14 protein-coding genes, 1 pseudogene and 1 riboswitch are annotated in these 16,114 nt (G+C 71.8%); of the genes and pseudogenes, 12 read left to right on the top strand and 3 right to left on the bottom strand.

The window, feature by feature from the left end:
* The 10 genes from IG88_RS0128335 to IG88_RS0128290 form a co-directional block, all read left to right on the top strand.
* A partial coding sequence (locus IG88_RS0128335) for a protein kinase (protein WP_031047130.1) occupies positions 1-640 on the top strand: 640 nt, incomplete at its 5' end.
* 201 nt (positions 641-841) lie between these two features.
* On the top strand, positions 842-1,489 hold the full coding sequence (locus tag IG88_RS0128330) for a SurA N-terminal domain-containing protein (protein WP_031047128.1): 648 nt from the start codon (positions 842-844) through the stop codon (positions 1,487-1,489).
* Between the two features lie 76 nt (positions 1,490-1,565).
* Entirely contained in the window at positions 1,566-2,543 is a 978-nt protein-coding gene (locus IG88_RS0128325) for a nucleoside triphosphate pyrophosphohydrolase (RefSeq protein ID WP_031047125.1), read from the top strand.
* Positions 2,540-3,847 carry a cytochrome P450 family protein gene (locus IG88_RS0128320; RefSeq protein WP_031047124.1) on the top strand — a complete coding sequence of 436 codons (1,308 nt, stop codon included), beginning with the start codon at positions 2,540-2,542 and terminating at the stop codon, positions 3,845-3,847. The genes IG88_RS0128325 and IG88_RS0128320 overlap by 4 nt, the downstream gene beginning before the upstream one ends.
* 143 nt (positions 3,848-3,990) lie before the next feature.
* Positions 3,991-5,031 carry a transglycosylase family protein gene (locus IG88_RS0128315; protein ID WP_031047122.1) on the top strand — a complete coding sequence of 347 codons (1,041 nt, stop codon included), beginning with the start codon at positions 3,991-3,993 and terminating at the stop codon, positions 5,029-5,031.
* Between the two features lie 183 nt (positions 5,032-5,214).
* A riboswitch (cyclic di-AMP (ydaO/yuaA leader) is annotated at positions 5,215-5,381 on the top strand.
* Positions 5,382-5,384: 3 nt separating this feature from the next.
* The gene (gene rpfA, locus IG88_RS0128310) at positions 5,385-6,116 is read left to right on the top strand and encodes a resuscitation-promoting factor protein RpfA (protein WP_031047120.1); all 732 of its coding nucleotides are present in this window, start codon (positions 5,385-5,387) and stop codon (positions 6,114-6,116) included.
* A gap of 269 nt (positions 6,117-6,385) precedes the next feature.
* Positions 6,386-7,666: a phosphopyruvate hydratase gene (eno, locus tag IG88_RS0128305; protein ID WP_031047116.1), complete on the top strand. Its 1,281-nt coding sequence runs from the start codon at positions 6,386-6,388 to the stop codon at positions 7,664-7,666.
* Between the two features lie 99 nt (positions 7,667-7,765).
* Entirely contained in the window at positions 7,766-8,248 is a 483-nt protein-coding gene (locus IG88_RS0128300) for an FtsB family cell division protein (RefSeq protein ID WP_031047114.1), read from the top strand.
* A 49-nt stretch (positions 8,249-8,297) separates the two neighbouring features.
* The gene (locus IG88_RS0128295; RefSeq protein WP_030404371.1) at positions 8,298-8,837 is read left to right on the top strand and encodes a DUF501 domain-containing protein; all 540 of its coding nucleotides are present in this window, start codon (positions 8,298-8,300) and stop codon (positions 8,835-8,837) included.
* Entirely contained in the window at positions 8,834-9,787 is a 954-nt protein-coding gene (locus IG88_RS0128290; RefSeq protein ID WP_031047110.1) for a Ppx/GppA phosphatase family protein, read from the top strand. Before IG88_RS0128295 ends, IG88_RS0128290 begins: the two co-directional genes overlap by 4 nt.
* Before the next feature lie 65 nt (positions 9,788-9,852).
* Here the strand turns inward: IG88_RS0128290 and IG88_RS44530 are convergent.
* A pseudogene (locus IG88_RS44530) lies at positions 9,853-9,939 on the bottom strand (type II toxin-antitoxin system RelE/ParE family toxin); the annotation flags it as partial.
* Positions 9,936-10,076 carry a hypothetical protein gene (locus IG88_RS43870; protein ID WP_199807514.1) on the bottom strand — a complete coding sequence of 47 codons (141 nt, stop codon included), beginning with the start codon at positions 10,074-10,076 and terminating at the stop codon, positions 9,936-9,938. The pseudogene IG88_RS44530 and the gene IG88_RS43870, both read right to left, overlap by 4 nt.
* Before the next feature lie 445 nt (positions 10,077-10,521).
* On the opposite strand from IG88_RS43870, the gene IG88_RS0128280 reads away from it, so the two are divergent.
* A complete protein-coding gene (locus tag IG88_RS0128280; protein WP_037836876.1) occupies positions 10,522-11,925 on the top strand; it encodes an NAD(P)/FAD-dependent oxidoreductase in 1,404 nt (467 codons plus the stop codon).
* Between the two features lie 259 nt (positions 11,926-12,184).
* Positions 12,185-13,501: an SAM-dependent methyltransferase gene (locus IG88_RS0128275; protein WP_031047104.1), complete on the top strand. Its 1,317-nt coding sequence runs from the start codon at positions 12,185-12,187 to the stop codon at positions 13,499-13,501.
* 73 nt (positions 13,502-13,574) lie between these two features.
* Here IG88_RS0128275 and IG88_RS0128270 read toward each other — a convergent pair whose 3' ends face one another.
* Positions 13,575-16,106, bottom strand: a complete 2,532-nt coding sequence (locus tag IG88_RS0128270) for an ABC transporter permease (RefSeq protein ID WP_031047101.1) — start codon at positions 16,104-16,106, stop codon at positions 13,575-13,577.
* Positions 16,107-16,114: the final 8 nt, after the last annotated feature.

Raw genomic sequence — 16,114 nt, 5'->3', positions numbered from 1 at the left:
GCACGCCCCCTGGCCCGACCGCGCCCGCACCCCCGCCCCGCAGCCCGCCCCGGCCGCGCCCGCCGCCGACGCCGGCAAGCCCGACGTCGCCCGCGCCGTCGACGACGTCAACCGCCTCCTCGGCGAGGGACGCATCACCCAGGCCGTCGACGTCCTCGGCGCCATCCTGCCCGCCGCCGCCGAACAGCACGGCGAACGCTCCCCGGTCGTGCGCACCCTGCGCAGGCAGTACGCGGCGACCCTCATGAACGACGGCCAGTACCGGCGCGCCCTGCCCGAACTGCGCCGCCTCGCCGACGAACGCGCCGCCGAGGCCGGGCAGGCCGACCCGCAGTCCCTGCGCCACCGCCACGACGCCGCCCAGTGCCTGGAACAGCTCGGCGAACCGGCCGCCGCCCTCGCCGAGTACCGCGCGCTGCTGCCGTACTACGAGAACCAGTACGTCGCCGGCGACCCCGAACTCGCCCACGACGTCCGCCGCCGCATCGGCCACCTCCTGCTCGCCCTCGGCGACCGCGCCGCCGCCCACGACACGCTGGTCCGGCTGCTGCACGACGTGGAGCGCCGACACGGCCCCGGCCACCCGCTCGCCGCCGATGTCCGGCGCACGCTGCAGTGGCTCGGCCGGATGCACGGCTGACGCGCGCCGCCGCCGCTGCGCGGGCCGGGCGGCGGGGCGCCGCCCGCGAGGCGGTGCCACGCGAGGCGGTGCCACCCGAGGCGGTGCCCGAAGTCCCGGTGAATCGTTGGTCCAATGGGTTGGCCAGAGCCGGGCCACTGCCTAACATCGATCACCGCAAGACTTTGTGCACCGTCGCACAATCTCCAACGGGAGGTTCCCTTGCACCGCCGCCGTCGCTCCGCGCTCCTCCTCACCGCCGCGATCGCCGTCGCGGCCCCCCTGCTCACCGCCTGCGGCAACGACGCGCACCCGGGCGCCGCGGCCGTCGTCGGCGACCAGCGGATCACCGTCGCCCAACTGGAGAGCCGCGTCGACGAGGTCCGCGAGGCACAGCGCGCCGCCGTCCCCGACGACACCCAGTACCAGCAGGTCGTCGCCAGGACCGGCACCCTCACCCGCGACACCCTGCACGGCATGGTCCTCGACCGCGTGCTGCACCGCGCCGCCCAGGACGCCGGCGTGAGCGTCAGCCGCAAGGAGGTCCAGCAGATGCGCGGCGAACTGGAGAAGCAGGCCGGCGGCTCCGAACAACTGGGCACGGCCTGGCTCCAGCAGTACGGCGTCGCCCCCGCGCGCCTCGACGACAACCTCCGCGTCCAGTTGGAGGCCCAGAAGCTCGCCCAGAGCCTCGGCACCGACACCAGCCGCCCCGAGTTCTGGCAGGCCCTGTCCGAGGCGTCCAAGAAGCTCGACGTCGACCTCAACCCGCGCTACGGCACCTGGGACGTCCAGAAGAGCAGCCGCGTCGACGCGCGGACCCCCTGGGTGCGGGAGATCGCCCCGGCGGGCGGCGAGCAGCCGGCGTAACGCCGCCGACCAGCAGCGATACGGCCCCCTGTGGACAACTCGGGGGGCCGTCGGCGAGGTGCGTTAGGTTCGGAGAGTGAACGCGAAGACCGCCGAGCCGACCGTCCCCGACCAGGGCCGCATCGTCCTGCTGACCACCAGCCACCGGGTCGCCCCCGGTCTGCTGTCCTGGCCCGCCTGGCAGGCCCTGCGCACCGCCGACCGCGTCCTGTGCGCCGACGCCGCCCACCCGCAGCTCCCCTACCTGCGCGAGGCGGGCATACGGGTCGACGAGGCGGCCCCCACCGCCGAGGAACTGGTGGCCGCCTGCGCCGGCGGCCGCACCGCCGTGGTCGTCGCCACCGGCGAGGGCGACCCCGCGCTCACCGACGGCCTCGCCCGCCTCGCCGGCTCCGGCCGCGTCGCGATGCCCGAGCTGGAACTGCTCCCCGCCTCCTACGACCTCCCGGGCGCCCGCCTCCTCGACCTCGTCCAGGTGATGGACCGCATCCGCCTCGAATGCCCCTGGTCGTCCCGGCGCACCCACGAGGGCCTGGCCAAGTACGCCATCGAGGAGGCGTACGAACTGGTCGAGGCCATCGAGGACGGCGACCGCGACGAACTGCGCGAGGAACTCGGCGACGTCCTCCTCCAGGTCGTCTTCCACGCCCGCATCGCCGAGGAAGACCCCGACGCCCCGTTCTCCGTCGACGACGTGGCCGGCACCATCGTCGACAAGCTGATCCACCGCCACCCCCACGTCTTCGGCGACGAGACGGCCACCACCCCCGAGGAGGTCCGCGCGCACTGGCTGCGCACCAAGGCCGCCGAGAAGCAGCGCACCTCGGTCACCGAAGGCGTCCCCGTCGGCCAGCCCGGCCTCGCCCTCGCCGCCAAGCTCCACTCCCGCGTCCGCACCGCGGGCCTCGACGTCCCCCTGCCCACCGGCGAGGGCATCGGCTACGACCTCCTCGCCCTCGCCACCCGCGCCGAGTCCGAGGGCACCGACCCCGAGGCGGCCCTGAGAGCGGCGGCCCGCGCCTACCGGGACGCGATCAGGGCGGTCGAGGGATGACCGGCCGCCCACCCGCCTGCGGTCCCGCCCCCGAGCTGTTCACCTGGGAGTTCGCGAGCGACCCCTACCCGGCCTACGCCTGGCTGCGCGACCACGCCCCCGTGCACCGCACGCGCCTGCCCAGCGGGGTCGAGGCCTGGCTGGTCACCCGGTACGCCGACGCGAAGCAGGCCCTCGCCGACCCCCGGCTGTCCAAGAACCCGGCGCACCACGACGAGCCCGCGCACGCGAGGGGCAAGACCGGCATCCCGGGGGAGCGCAAGGCCGAGCTGATGACCCACCTGCTGAACATCGACCCGCCGGACCACACCCGGCTGCGGCGGCTGGTCAGCAAGGCGTTCACACCCCGCCGGGTGGCCGAGTTCGCCCCCCGGGTGCAGGAGCTGGCCGACGGCCTGATCGACGAGTTCGCGGAGACCGGCTCCGCCGACCTGATCCACGAGTTCGCCTTCCCGCTGCCCATCTACGCCATCTGCGACCTGCTGGGCGTCCCCCGGGAGGACCAGGACGACTTCCGGGACTGGGCGGGCATGATGATCCGTCACGGCGGCGGCCCGCGGGGCGGGGTGGCGCGGTCGGTGAAGAAGATGCGCGGCTACCTCGCCGACCTCATCCACCGCAAGCGCGCCGCGCTGTCGCCCGAGCCCGTCCCCGGCGAGGACCTCATCTCCGGCCTGATCCGCGCCTCGGACCACGGCGAGCACCTCACCGAGAACGAGGTCGCGGCCATGGCCTTCATCCTGTTGTTCGCGGGTTTCGAGACCACGGTCAATCTCGTCGGCAACGGCACCTACGCCCTGCTCACCCACCCCGAGCAGCGGGAGCGGCTGCAGACCTCCCTCGCCGCCGGGGAGCACGGCCTGCTGGAGACCGGCGTCGAGGAACTCCTGCGCTACGACGGCCCGGTGGAGCTGGCCACCTGGCGCTTCGCCACCCGCCCGCTGCGCATCGGCGGGCAGGAGGTCGCGGCGGGCGACCCCGTTCTCGTCGTCCTGGCCGCCGCCGACCGGGACCCGGAGCGGTTCACCGACCCGGACACCCTCGACCTCGCCCGCCGGGACAACCAGCACCTCGGGTACGGCCACGGCATCCACTACTGCCTCGGCGCCCCGCTCGCCCGGCTGGAGGGGCAGACGGCGCTGGCCACGCTCCTCACCCGGCTGCCCGACCTCCGCCTCGCCGCGGACCCGGCCGAACTCCGGTGGCGCGGCGGCCTCATCATGCGGGGTCTGCGCACGCTGCCCGTGTCGTTCACACCGTCCGCCCCGTCGGCCGGCAACGGCGGGGCGTCCACGCAAACGTGACACGCGCTCAGGTTTGTGATCTTCACGTGATCTGCGCGGCATGAACTTGTGACAAGTGATGATCTCCCTATACGTTCACGGATCAACGTGGTGTCGAGCGTCATCCGCCGCGTGGCCCCCGTCGTCTCGTGAAAGGTCCTCGCATGCTCTCCGGGAACGGTCGTCACCGTCGCCCCCGCCAGGCTCCCGCCCTGGTCGTCGCCGCCGGAGTGACCGGCTCCGCCATCGCGATCCCGCTGCTCGGCGCCACCGGCGCGCACGCGGCCGGTTCGGGGACCTGGGACCAGGTGGCCGAGTGCGAGACCGGCGGCGCCTGGAGCCAGAACAGCGGCAACGGGTACTACGGCGGTCTCCAGCTCTCCCAGGAGGCCTGGGAGAGCTACGGCGGCCTCGACTACGCCCCCAGCGCCGACGAGGCCAGCCGGTCGCAGCAGATACGCATCGCCGAGAAGATGTACGCGGACCAGGGCATCGCCGCCTGGCCGACCTGCGGGCTGCTGGCCGGCCTGGGCAACGGCTCGGGGGGCGGCGGCTCGGACGCGGCGGGTGACGGTGCGTCGGAGGGCTCGGACGCGTCGGGGAAGACGGACGGTTCCGAGTCGTCCCAGCCGTCCGAGACGCCCAAGACCACCGGAACGCCCGGGTCGTCGCAGTCGTCCGAGTCGTCCGGTTCCTCCTCCTCGGCGGACACGGAGGATCCGGCCGGCGCGAGTGAGGCTCCCGAGTCGACGTCCAAGGCGCCCTCTTCGTCCCCTTCGCCCTCTTCTTCGCCGTCGTCCGACTCTCCCTCGGCAACCCCGTCCGGGGACGCGGACTCCTCCACCAAGTCGGACACATCGGCCGAATCCCGCGCGGGCGCCCGTGCGGAACAGCCGGGCGACGGAGGCTCGTCCGGCTCCGGCCGGCACCGCGGCGACAGCGCGGACGAGGGTGCGGCGGACCCGGGGCGCGCCGACGGGTCGGCGGGGCGGCACGCCTCGCGCGACGGCGAGCCGCGTGAGTCCGGGGACGGTTCGTACACGGTCCGCTCGGGCGACAACCTCTGGGCCATCGCCGACTCCCTTGACCTCGACGGCGGGTGGCGTGCGCTCTACGCCGACAACAAGAAGGTGGTCGGCGCCGACCCGGACCACATCCTCCCCGGTCAGACGCTCACGGTCACGGGCGAATCGGACGAAAAGTAGGGGGAGTTCACGTCACGGTTAGAGGCTGTATGTCCCTTTTGGATCTCGTGAGAGATAGGTCTCAGAAGCCGTGATCGTCTTTGAAAAACCGCGGAGCGCGTGTCTACGGTCATGACCGCTCGCCACCGCGGGCCCCGACAGCCGCAACGCCGAATCCTGCCAGCGGCCGTACGGGAACAGTCGTCGCGTCAAGCGCCGCAGGCAGGAGCGGGGGACCCAAGGTAAGCGCCGCGCCGGGCAGTTGAGCCGGAGCGGCTAGGGGTGAAGCCGAGTCCCGGGAGGGACCCGGCCGGGCAACTCAACCGGCCCGAACCCGACAGCTCACCTCGCAGGCGTCGGTGAGGGGATCAACCATGCTGTTTTCCGGCAAGGGCAAGCACCGTCGTCCGTCCAAGGCCACCCGTGTCATCGCCGTCGCCGGTGTCACCGGTGCCGCCGTCGCCGCCCCGCTGATGGCGGCCGGCAACGCCTCCGCCGCCACCGCGTCCGAGTGGGACGCCGTCGCCCAGTGCGAGTCCGGCGGCAACTGGTCCATCAACACCGGCAACGGTTACTACGGCGGTCTGCAGTTCTCCGCCTCCACCTGGGCCGCCTACGGCGGTACGCAGTACGCCTCCACCGCCGACCAGGCGAGCAAGGCCCAGCAGATCCAGATCGCCGAGAAGGTGCTCGCGGGCCAGGGCAAGGGTGCCTGGCCGGTCTGCGGCACCGGCCTGTCGGGCGCCGCGTACACCGGTGGCGGCTCCCAGGACAGCGGCTCCGGCAGCTCGCAGAGCTCCCAGAGCCAGAGCAGCGGCTCCACCGCCGAGCGCTCCACCGAGCAGAAGGCGTCCCGCTCCGCCGAGCGCCCCGCCGCGCAGCAGAAGAGCGAGCCGAAGGCCGAGAAGAAGACCGTCACCACCCCGACCGGCAAGAAGGTCGAGAAGGGTGACGGCGAGTACAAGGTCGTCAAGGGCGACACCCTCAGCTCGATCGCCGACGCGCACGACGTCAAGGGCGGCTGGGCGAAGCTGTTCAAGCTGAACGACGACATCGTCGACGACGCCGACCTGATCTACCCGGGCCAGATGCTGCACCTCAAGTAAGGGGCGCGGCTCCCGCGACTCCCGCCCCGGTGCGTGTTCCCCCGTACGCACCGGGGCGGGATTTTTCGCGTCCCGTGCGCGCGGGCGCCGTCCGGTTTCCGGAAACGTCTTTGTTCCGTTCGGAAACAATTTACTCTCGGTTCTGTCCAGCGGGTGGGCGATCGGCTGGCCGATCGCCCGGAGCCGGTTAGGCTCGGTCCCGCAGAGCCGCCGCGGTCCCGCGGGACCGCGCGTCACACCGAAGCGTCACATTGAAGAAGGAGATGCTCGTGCCGTCCATCGACGTCGTCGTAGCCCGGGAAATCCTGGACTCCCGAGGCAACCCCACGGTCGAGGTCGAGGTCGGCCTCGACGACGGCAGCACCGGGCGTGCCGCCGTTCCGTCCGGCGCCTCCACCGGTGCCTTCGAGGCCATCGAACTCCGTGACGGCGACCCGGGCCGTTACCTCGGCAAGGGCGTGGAGAAGGCCGTCCTCGCCGTCATCGAGCAGATCGGCCCGGAGCTGGTCGGCTACGACGCCACCGAGCAGCGGCTGATCGACCAGGCCATGTTCGACCTGGACGCCACCGACAACAAGGGCTCGCTCGGCGCCAACGCCATCCTCGGCGTCTCCCTGGCCGTCGCCCACGCCGCCTCCGAGGCGTCGGACCTGCCGCTCTTCCGCTACCTGGGCGGCCCGAACGCGCACCTGCTGCCGGTGCCGATGATGAACATCCTGAACGGCGGCTCGCACGCCGACTCCAACGTGGACATCCAGGAGTTCATGATCGCCCCGATCGGCGCGGAGTCCTTCTCCGAGGCGCTGCGCTGGGGCGCCGAGGTCTACCACACCCTCAAGAAGGTCCTGAAGAACAAGGGCCTGGCCACCGGTCTGGGCGACGAGGGCGGCTTCGCGCCGAACCTCGGCTCCAACCGCGAGGCCCTCGACCTCATCCTGGAGGCGATCAAGGAGGCCGGCTACACCCCCGGCGAGCAGATCGCCCTGGCGCTCGACGTCGCCGCGTCCGAGTTCTACAAGGACGGCTCCTACTCCTTCGAGGGCAAGGAGCGCACCGCCGCCGAGATGACCGAGTACTACGCCGAGCTGGTCGAGGCGTACCCGCTGGTCTCCATCGAGGACCCGCTGTTCGAGGACGACTGGGACGGCTGGAACACCATCACCGCCAAGCTCGGCGACAAGGTCCAGCTCGTCGGCGACGACCTGTTCGTCACCAACCCGGAGCGCCTGGCCCGCGGCATCGAGGAGAACTCGGCCAACGCCCTGCTGGTCAAGGTCAACCAGATCGGTTCGCTGACCGAGACCCTGGACGCCGTGGAGCTGGCCCAGCGCAACGGCTTCAAGTGCATGATGTCCCACCGCTCCGGCGAGACCGAGGACGTCACCATCGCCGACCTCGCCGTCGCCACCAACTGCGGCCAGATCAAGACCGGCGCCCCGGCCCGCTCCGAGCGCGTCGCCAAGTACAACCAGCTACTGCGCATCGAGGAGATCCTCGACGACGCCGCGGTGTACGCCGGCCGCAGCGCGTTCCCGCGCTTCAAGGGCTGAGCGCCGCCGTCGTAGGCAGCGTCGTACGTACGTCCCCGTACTCGGTCCCGTACCGTGTGCGGGGACGTACGCACGTGTGGACTGAAGGCGGGGACAGGCATGGCGGTGAAGGACCGGGACCGTTTCTCCACCGCGACCAGGATCCGGATCATCGGGGAACAGACGGCGGCCCGTGTCTACCGCTCGCAGACCAGGCGCCAGGCGCGGCGCTCCCGGCTGACCGGCCGGGCCGCGCTGCTCGCGATGGTGCTGTGTTCGCTCGTCGTGGCCCTCGCCTATCCGATACGGCAGTACGTCGCCCAGCGCGCCGAGATCGCCGATCTGAGGCAGCAGCAGCGGGAGGCCCGGCAGCGGGTCGAGGACCTGCGCGACCTCAAGGCACGCTGGCAGGACGACGCCTACGCCGAGCAGCAGGTCCGGCTGCGGCTGCACTACGTGATGCCGGGGGAGACGGGGTTCGTCGTCGTCGACCCGGACGCGGCCGGGCAGGCGCGCGCCGAGGCCGGGGCCGCCGACCGGCCCTGGTACCGCAACGTGTGGGACGGGGTCGACAAGGCCGACGCCGCCGCCCTCCGGCAGTGAAACGACCGCGCCGGCAGTGACTCAACAGGAAGACCAGCAGAAGACAGTCATGCAGACTCCCCCGCCGACCACCCCGCGCACCGAGCCGACCGACGCGGACGTGGCGGCCTTCAAGCAGCAGCTCGGGCGTCCCCCGCGCGGTCTGCGCGCCATCGCGCACCGCTGTCCGTGCGGTCAGCCGGACGTCGTGGAGACGGCTCCGCGGCTGCCCGACGGCACGCCCTTCCCCACGCTGTACTACCTGACGTGCCCGAGGGCGGCCTCCGCCATCGGCACGCTGGAGGCGAACGGCGTGATGAAGGAGATGACCGAGCGCCTGGCCGCCGACCCCGAGCTGGCCGCCGCCTACCGCGCCGCGCACGAGGACTACGTCCGGCGCCGCGACGAGATCGAGGAGCTGACCGGCTTTCCGAGCGCGGGCGGCATGCCGGACCGTGTGAAGTGCCTGCACGTGCTGGTCGCCCACTCGCTGGCGGCCGGTCCCGGCGTCAACCCGCTGGGCGACGAGGCGATCGCGATGCTGCCCGAGTGGTGGCGCAAGGGGCCGTGCGTGACGGTGCCCGGGACCGAGGGGGAGGACGCCCAGTGACCCGGGTCGCCGCCATCGACTGCGGAACGAACTCCATCCGGCTGCTGGTCGCCGACGTCGACCCGGCCACGGGCACGCTGACGGACCTGGACCGGCGCATGACCATCGTGCGGCTCGGCCAGGGCGTCGACCGCACCGGGCGGCTGGCGCCGGAGGCGCTGGAGCGGACCTTCGCCGCCTGCCGGGAGTACGCCGGGGTCATCAAGGCGCACGGTGCCGAGCGGCTGCGCTTCGTGGCCACCTCCGCCTCCCGCGACGCGGAGAACCGGGACGACTTCGTGCGCGGGGTGCTGGACATCCTGGGCGTGGAGCCGGAGGTGATCTCGGGGGACCAGGAGGCGGAGTTCTCCTTCACCGGCGCCACGAAGGAGCTGACCGGCCGTGCCGGCCCGGACCGGCCCTACCTGGTCGTCGACATCGGCGGCGGTTCCACCGAGTTCGTCGTGGGCGACGACCACGTGCGCGCCGCCCGCTCCGTGGACGTCGGCTGCGTACGGATGACCGAGCGGCACCTGGTGCGCGACGGGGCGGTGACCGACCCGCCCACCGAGGCCCAGGTGGCGGCGATGCGGGCGGACATCGAAGCGGCCCTGGACCTGGCGGAGCGGACGGTGCCGCTGCGCGAGGCGCGCACGCTGGTGGGCCTGGCCGGGTCCGTGACGACGGTGTCCGCGATCGCGCAGGAGCTGCCGGAGTACGACTCGGCCGCCATCCACCACTCCCGCGTCTCACGCGAGCGGGTCCGCGAGATCACCGACTGGCTGCTGCGCTCCACCCACGCGGAGCGCGCGGCGGTCCCGTCCATGCACCCGGGCCGCGTCGACGTGATCGGGGCCGGTGCCCTGGTACTCCTGTCGATCATGGAACGGACGGGCGCCCAGGAGGTCGTCGTGAGCGAGCACGACATCCTCGACGGCATCGCTCACAGCTGCGCCGCCGAGGTGCGCTGAGGCGGTGTTGCTGGTGCGGTGCGGGGCGGGGCGGGGCGTTCACAGGTTGCGGTGGACGTCCCGCCGGCCGCCCGGATGCGCATGGCACCGGGGCGGCTGATCGCCCGGAGCTGACGCTGTGCCGCCGTGGTGAACCGGAAGGCGTACTTCACGCCGCCCCGCCGTCCTGCTCGGCGAACAGGTCCGCCAGCGGTTCCGCCGTGGTCACGGTGCTGCCTCCCCCGGCCCGGTTGATGTGATCGGCGAGGTGCGCGCGAACCTCCCGTACGGTCACGGTGTTCTCAGCCATGGAGCCGGTGTACGCACCCCTGTGTACAGGGCGCATCCGTGGCCGTCTGAGCAGGGCCTACGACGATTGAGCGGGTGTCAGGGGCCCTGCGGGCCCTGCGGCGACATTCCGTCGGCAAAGTTCGTGAAGTTCTTCACAAGGAATTGGGCCCCGTGGGACGAGGAAAGCGCGCGCGTTGACCCTTTTGGGCCTTCAACTGCCCTTTGAACGTGTTCAGTACGGTGTCGCGAGCGCCCTCCGGGGACGCCTCGCGGGAGGGCGGTCCACCGTCCCGGCGGCGCGGAGGTGCAGCTCAAGAGGCATTGACAACGGGACGCCCCCGGCACCGGTTCCGCCCCGCACCATGATCTCCGTCACGTTGGCGGCGGATAGTAGCACAGCCTCCGTCGAACCTTGTGAAGGGGCGCACGATCCACCCCCCTGGACCGGGTGGATACTCGATGCCATGAGCACCACGGAGCGTCCCAGGATCCTCGTAGTAGGCGGTGGGTACGTAGGCCTGTACGCAGCTCGACGCATCCAGAAGAAGATGCGTTACGGCGAGGCGACCGTCACCGTCGTCGACCCGCGGTCGTACATGACCTACCAGCCCTTCCTCCCCGAAGCCGCCGCCGGCAGCATCTCCCCGCGGCACGTCGTCGTCCCCCTGCGGCGCGTGCTCCCGAAGGCGGAGGTCCTCACCGGCCGGGTCACCACCATCGACCAGGACCGCAAGGTCGCCACCGTCGCGCCGCTGGTCGGCGAGGCGTACGAGCTGCCCTTCGACTACCTGGTCATCGCGATGGGCGCGGTCTCCCGCACCTTCCCGATCCCCGGCCTCGCCGAGCAGGGCATCGGCATGAAGGGCATCGAGGAGTCCATCGGCCTGCGCAACCACGTCCTGGAGCAGCTCGACAAGGCCGACTCCACCACCGACGAGGAGATCCGCCGCAAGGCGCTCACCTTCGTCTTCGTCGGCGGCGGCTTCGCCGGCGCGGAGACCATCGGTGAGGTCGAGGACATGGCCCGCGACGCGGCCAAGTACTACAACAACGTCTCCCGCGAGGACATGCGCTTCATCCTCGTGGACGCCGCCGACAAGATCCTCCCCGAGGTCGGCCCCAAGCTCGGCCAGTACGGCAAGGAGCACCTCGAGGGCCGCGGCGTCGAGGTCTACCTGTCCACCTCCATGGACTCCTGCGTCGACGGCCACGTGGTGCTGAAGAACGGGCTGGAGGTCGACTCCAACACCATCGTGTGGACGGCCGGCGTCAAGCCCAACCCGGCGCTGGCCCGCTTCGGCCTGCCGCTGGGCCCGCGCGGTCACGTCGACACCCAGGCGACCCTCCAGGTCCAGGGCACCGACTACATCTGGGCCGCGGGCGACAACGCCCAGGTGCCCGACCTCGTCGGCCGCAAGGCGGGCAACGAGAACGCCTGGTGCCCGCCCAACGCCCAGCACGCGCTGCGCCAGGCCAAGGTCCTCGGCGACAACGTGATCTCCGGCATGCGGGGCTTCCCGCAGAAGGAGTACAGCCACGCCAACAAGGGCGCGGTGGCGGGCCTCGGCCTGCACAAGGGCGTCGCGATGATCGTCATGGGCAAGATGAAGATCAAGCTCAAGGGCCGTCTCGCCTGGTACATGCACCGCGGCTACCACGGCCTCGCGATGCCGACCTGGAACCGCAAGATCCGGGTCTTCGCGGACTGGACGCTCGGCATGTTCCTCAAGCGCGAGGTCGTCTCCCTCGGCGCGATGGAGACGCCGCGCGAGGAGTTCTACGAGGCCGCGAAGCCGGCCCCGAAGCCCGCCGCGGCGAAGGCCGCCGACGACAAGCCGGCCGAGAAGACCGAGGCCAAGGCCTCCTGACCCCCGGCCGCTCGCGGCAGTACGCGCAGCAGTAGCGGCAGTACGCGCAGCAGCAGCAGTCCCCCGAAGGGGCCGTCCGCCATCCGTGGTGCGGACGGCCCCTTCGTGCTGCGCCGTTCGGCCGACACGTGCGCCGGCGGGTACTTGGTGTGTACAGCTATTTTGCCGAGTCGTAACGCGTGCCGGGGACTGTACGGCGGGCTCCCAGGTGTTTACGTGGTGTTGGACATTCCGGGATCGCTCGTCACGGAGGTACGCCATGGCTGACGCCGCGCTGCGGCTGCAGAACCTCTTCGAACAGTTGCTGGGAGCACCACTCCCGGTGCGCATCCGCGCCTGGGACGGTTCGCAGTCGGGTCCGCCGGGCGCTCCGGCCCTGGTCGTCCGCAACCGCAGGGCACTGCGCCGCCTGCTGTTCAAACCCGGTGAACTGGGCCTGGCCCGCGCCTGGGTGGCCGGCGACCTCGACATCGACGGCGACCTCTACACCGCGCTCGACCTCATGGCCGGCCTCATCTGGGAACGCGGTGAGGACGCCCGCGGCCTGGTCGAGGCGCTGCGCGACCCCGAGGTCCGGGCGGCCGTACGCGGTCTGGTGAAGCTCGCCGGGCCTCCGCTGCCGCCCGCCCCGCCGCCCGAGGAGGTCCGCCGGGTCCGCGGCCACCTGCACACCAAGCGCAGCGACAAGCGGGCCATCAGCCACCACTACGACGTCGGCAACGACTTCTACGAACTCGTCCTCGGCCCCTCCATGGTCTACTCCTGCGCCTACTGGCCCGCCCCGCCGTCCGAGGGCGGCACCCTGGAGACCGCCCAGCACGACAAGCTCGAACTCGTCAGCCGCAAGCTGGACCTGAGCCCCGGTCAGCGCCTCCTGGACGTCGGCTGCGGCTGGGGCTCCATGGCGATCCACGCGGCCCGCGAGCACGGCGTGCACGTCGTCGGTGTCACCCTCTCCCAGGAGCAGGCGGCCTACGCCCGCAAGCGCGTCGCCGACGAGGGGCTCACCGACCGGGTGGAGATCCGCGTCCAGGACTACCGGGACGTCGTGGACGGCCCCTACGACGCCATCTCCTCCATCGGCATGGCCGAACACGTGGGCGCCGAGCGCTACCTGGAGTACGCCACCGACCTGCACAAGCTGCTCAAGCCCGGCGGCCGGCTGCTGAACCACCAGATCGCCCGCCGCCCCCAGCAGGACGAGGGCGCCTACCACGTCGACGAGTTCATCGACGCCTACGTCTTCCCCGACGGCGAGCTGGCCCCCGTCGGCACCACCGTCACCCAGTTGGAGCGCGCCGGTTTCGAGGTCCGCGACGTGGAGTCGATCCGCGAGCACTACGCGCTCACGCTGCGCCGCTGGGTCGCCAACCTGGAGTCCGACTGGGCGACGGCCCTCAGGCTGGTCAGCCCCGGCCGCGCGCGGGTCTGGCGGCTCTACATGGCCGCCTCCGCGCTGTCCTTCGAGCGCAACCGCATCGGCGTCAACCAGGTCCTCGCCGTGAAGACACCCGCCTCGGGCGCCTCGGGCCTGCCGCTGCGCTCCCGCGTGTGGGGCGCGCCCGCCCCGGCCTGATCCGCTCCAGCCCGAAGGGCCGGGCCCCTGCGTGGGGCCCGGCCCTTCGGTGTGCCGCGTCACGGCCGGCGGGTCACTCGGCCTTGATCGCGTTCAGCATGTTCAGCCGGGCGGCGTTGCGGGCCGGCCACATGGCGGCCAGGACGCCCACCAGGGCGGCCAGCACCACGAAGATCCCGATCCGGTCCCAGGGCAGGACCAGCGCGTACCCCGGGATCTCGGTGGCGACGGTCTCGCCGATCGCCCACCCGAGGAACGTGCCGAGAGCGATGCCGACCACCGCGCCGAACACCGAGATGACGACGGCCTCCAGCCGCACCATCCGCTTCACCCGGCGCCGGTCCAGACCGATCGCGCGCAGCATGCCGATCTCCTGCTGCCGTTCGAAGACGGACATCGCGAGGGTGTTGACGACGCCGAGGACCGCGATGATCAGGGCCATCGCCAGCAGGCCGTACATGACGTTCAGCAGGGTGTTGATGGCGCCGCCGAACTCGTCGCGGATGTCCTGCCGGTCCATCACGGTGATCGCGGGGTTGTCGCCGAGCGCGTCGACGAGGGCCTTCTCGTTCGCCGCCGACTGGCCGCCGTCGACCTTCACGAAGATCTGCCGGATGGACGGCTTGGCCTCGTGCCGGTCCACGACCTCGCGGTCCACGAGGACGGGGGAGAGGAACTCGCTGTCCTTGTAGACGGCGCCGACCGTCAGCGTGGCCTTCGCGTCGTCGTCGAAGGTGACGGAGACGCTGTCGCCGGGCTTCCAGCCCCGGTTCTCGGCCGTCTTCTCGGCGACCGCGATCCGGCCCCGGGCCAGCGAGCCCGCGTCGCCGCTGACGACGTCGACGGTCAGGACCTTCTCGATGTCACCGGGGGTGACCGCCGAGGCGGACACGTAGTCGCCGTCGACCCGGAAGTAGGCGTCCTGCTGCGGCGACACCGCGGACACGCCGTCGGCCTTCTCCAGGGCCGTCAGCGCGGACCCGTCGAGGTCGCCCCCGTTGGCCATCGTGACCATGTAGTCGGCCCTGATGTTGTCCGTGGTCATCTTGTCGATGGCCGTGCCCACCGTGACGCCGAGCACCGACAGGCCGGTCACCAGCGTCAGTCCGATCGCCAGCGCCGAGGCGGTGGCGCCGGTGCGGCGCGGGTTGCGGACCGCGTTCTGGCCGGCCAGCTTGCCCGCCACCCCGAAGGGCCCCACGAGCAGCGGACGGACGAGTGCGATCACGGGCCGGGACAGCAGCGGGATCAGGACGATCACGCCGATCAGCGCGAAGAACGCACCCGCCCCGATGTACAGCCGGCCGTCGTCGCCGCCGGCCGAGGCGCCCGCCACGATCCCCGCCGCACCGAGGGCGGTGACGGCGGCGCCGATGGAGTTGCGCACCACCAGCGACTTGGTGGTGGCCACCGCGTGGATGCTGTTCATGGCCGCCACCGGCGGGATCTTCGCGGCCCGGCGGCCCGGCAGCCAGGCGGCGAACACCGTGATCAGCACGCCCACCGCGAACGCCGCGACCACCGGCGTGGCCGACAGGACCAGCGGACCGGCCGGCATCTTCATGTCGAACGCGGCCATGCCCGAGCGCAGTCCGACGGCCAGACCGACGCCGAGGGCGAAGCCGACCGCCGAGGCCACCAGGCCCACCAGCGCGGCCTCGGCGAGCACGGAGCGGGTGACCTGCCTGCGGGACGCGCCGACGGCGCGCATCAGGGCGATCTCCTTGGTGCGCTGGGCGACCAGCATCGTGAAGGTGTTGGAGATCAGGAAGATCCCGACGAAGAGCGCGATGCCCGCGAAGCCGAGCAGGACCTGCTTGAGGTTGCCCAGTCCCTGCTCGATCTGGTCGGCCTGCTCGTCCGCGAGCGCCTGGCCGGTCCGGGCCTCGGCACTGTCCGGCAGCAGCGGCTCGACCGCCTTCAGGATCCGCGCGTCGTCGGCGCCGGGGGCGGCGGTGACGGTGGCGCTCTCGAAGTAGCCGGGCCGCAGGTACTGCTTCTGGGCGACGGCGGTGTCGAACAGGACGAGGCTGCCGCCGGCGTTGACGGCACCGTCCTCGGTGGTGAACACACCGCTGAGGGTGTACTCCTTCACCGGGCCGTTGGTCGCGACGCGCACCCGGTCGCCGACCTTGTACTCGCCCTTGGCGGCGGTCTCCTCGTCCAGCGCGATCTGGTCGTCCTTCACCGGGCCGGAGCCTTCGGTGAACGTGTACGCGGCGTCCTTGCCGTCCTTGCCGGGGGCGAAGTTCGAGCCCTTGTTGGACCAGCCGACGCCGATCAGCTTCCCGTCGGGGTCGGCGACCCCGGCGAAGCCCTCGACGCGGCCGTACACCCCGGCGACGCCGTCCACGGCCGAGAGCCGGTCGAGGGTCTTGCCGGAGAGGCCGTACTCCTGCTCGGAGTTGTCCGAGTCGGCGTACGAGGTGACGGCGACGGCGACGTCGTCGTAGCTCTTCGCCGACTGGTTGCGGAAGGCGTTGGAGAGGGTGTCGGCGAAGACCAGGGTGCCCGACACGAACGCCACGCCGAGCATTACGGCGAGCACGGTCATCAACAGCCTGGCCTTGTGCGCGAAGACGTTGCGCAAGGCGGTACGGAACATGGGTCTTC

This window comes from Streptomyces sp. NRRL F-5650 (assembly GCF_000721365.1).
Taxonomy (GTDB): domain Bacteria; phylum Actinomycetota; class Actinomycetes; order Streptomycetales; family Streptomycetaceae; genus Streptomyces; species Streptomyces ardesiacus.
Note: the sequence above shows the minus strand (reverse complement) of the source record. Positions and strands in the feature narration are given on the sequence as shown.

What these genes read in the sequence shown, in the direction of transcription:
- IG88_RS0128295 (WP_030404371.1), top strand. Translation starts at nt 8,298, where the DNA reads ATGCAGACTCCCCCGCCGACCACCCCGCGCACCGAGCCGACCGACGCG.
- IG88_RS43870 (WP_199807514.1), bottom strand. Translation starts at nt 10,076, where the DNA reads ATGGCTGAGAACACCGTGACCGTACGGGAGGTTCGCGCGCACCTCGCC.
- IG88_RS0128275 (WP_031047104.1), top strand. Translation starts at nt 12,185, where the DNA reads ATGGCTGACGCCGCGCTGCGGCTGCAGAACCTCTTCGAACAGTTGCTG.
- IG88_RS0128270 (WP_031047101.1), bottom strand. Translation starts at nt 16,106, where the DNA reads ATGTTCCGTACCGCCTTGCGCAACGTCTTCGCGCACAAGGCCAGGCTG.
- IG88_RS0128320 (WP_031047124.1), top strand. Translation starts at nt 2,540, where the DNA reads ATGACCGGCCGCCCACCCGCCTGCGGTCCCGCCCCCGAGCTGTTCACC.
- IG88_RS0128280 (WP_037836876.1), top strand. Translation starts at nt 10,522, where the DNA reads ATGAGCACCACGGAGCGTCCCAGGATCCTCGTAGTAGGCGGTGGGTAC.
- rpfA (WP_031047120.1), top strand. Translation starts at nt 5,385, where the DNA reads ATGCTGTTTTCCGGCAAGGGCAAGCACCGTCGTCCGTCCAAGGCCACC.
- IG88_RS0128315 (WP_031047122.1), top strand. Translation starts at nt 3,991, where the DNA reads ATGCTCTCCGGGAACGGTCGTCACCGTCGCCCCCGCCAGGCTCCCGCC.
- IG88_RS0128300 (WP_031047114.1), top strand. Translation starts at nt 7,766, where the DNA reads ATGGCGGTGAAGGACCGGGACCGTTTCTCCACCGCGACCAGGATCCGG.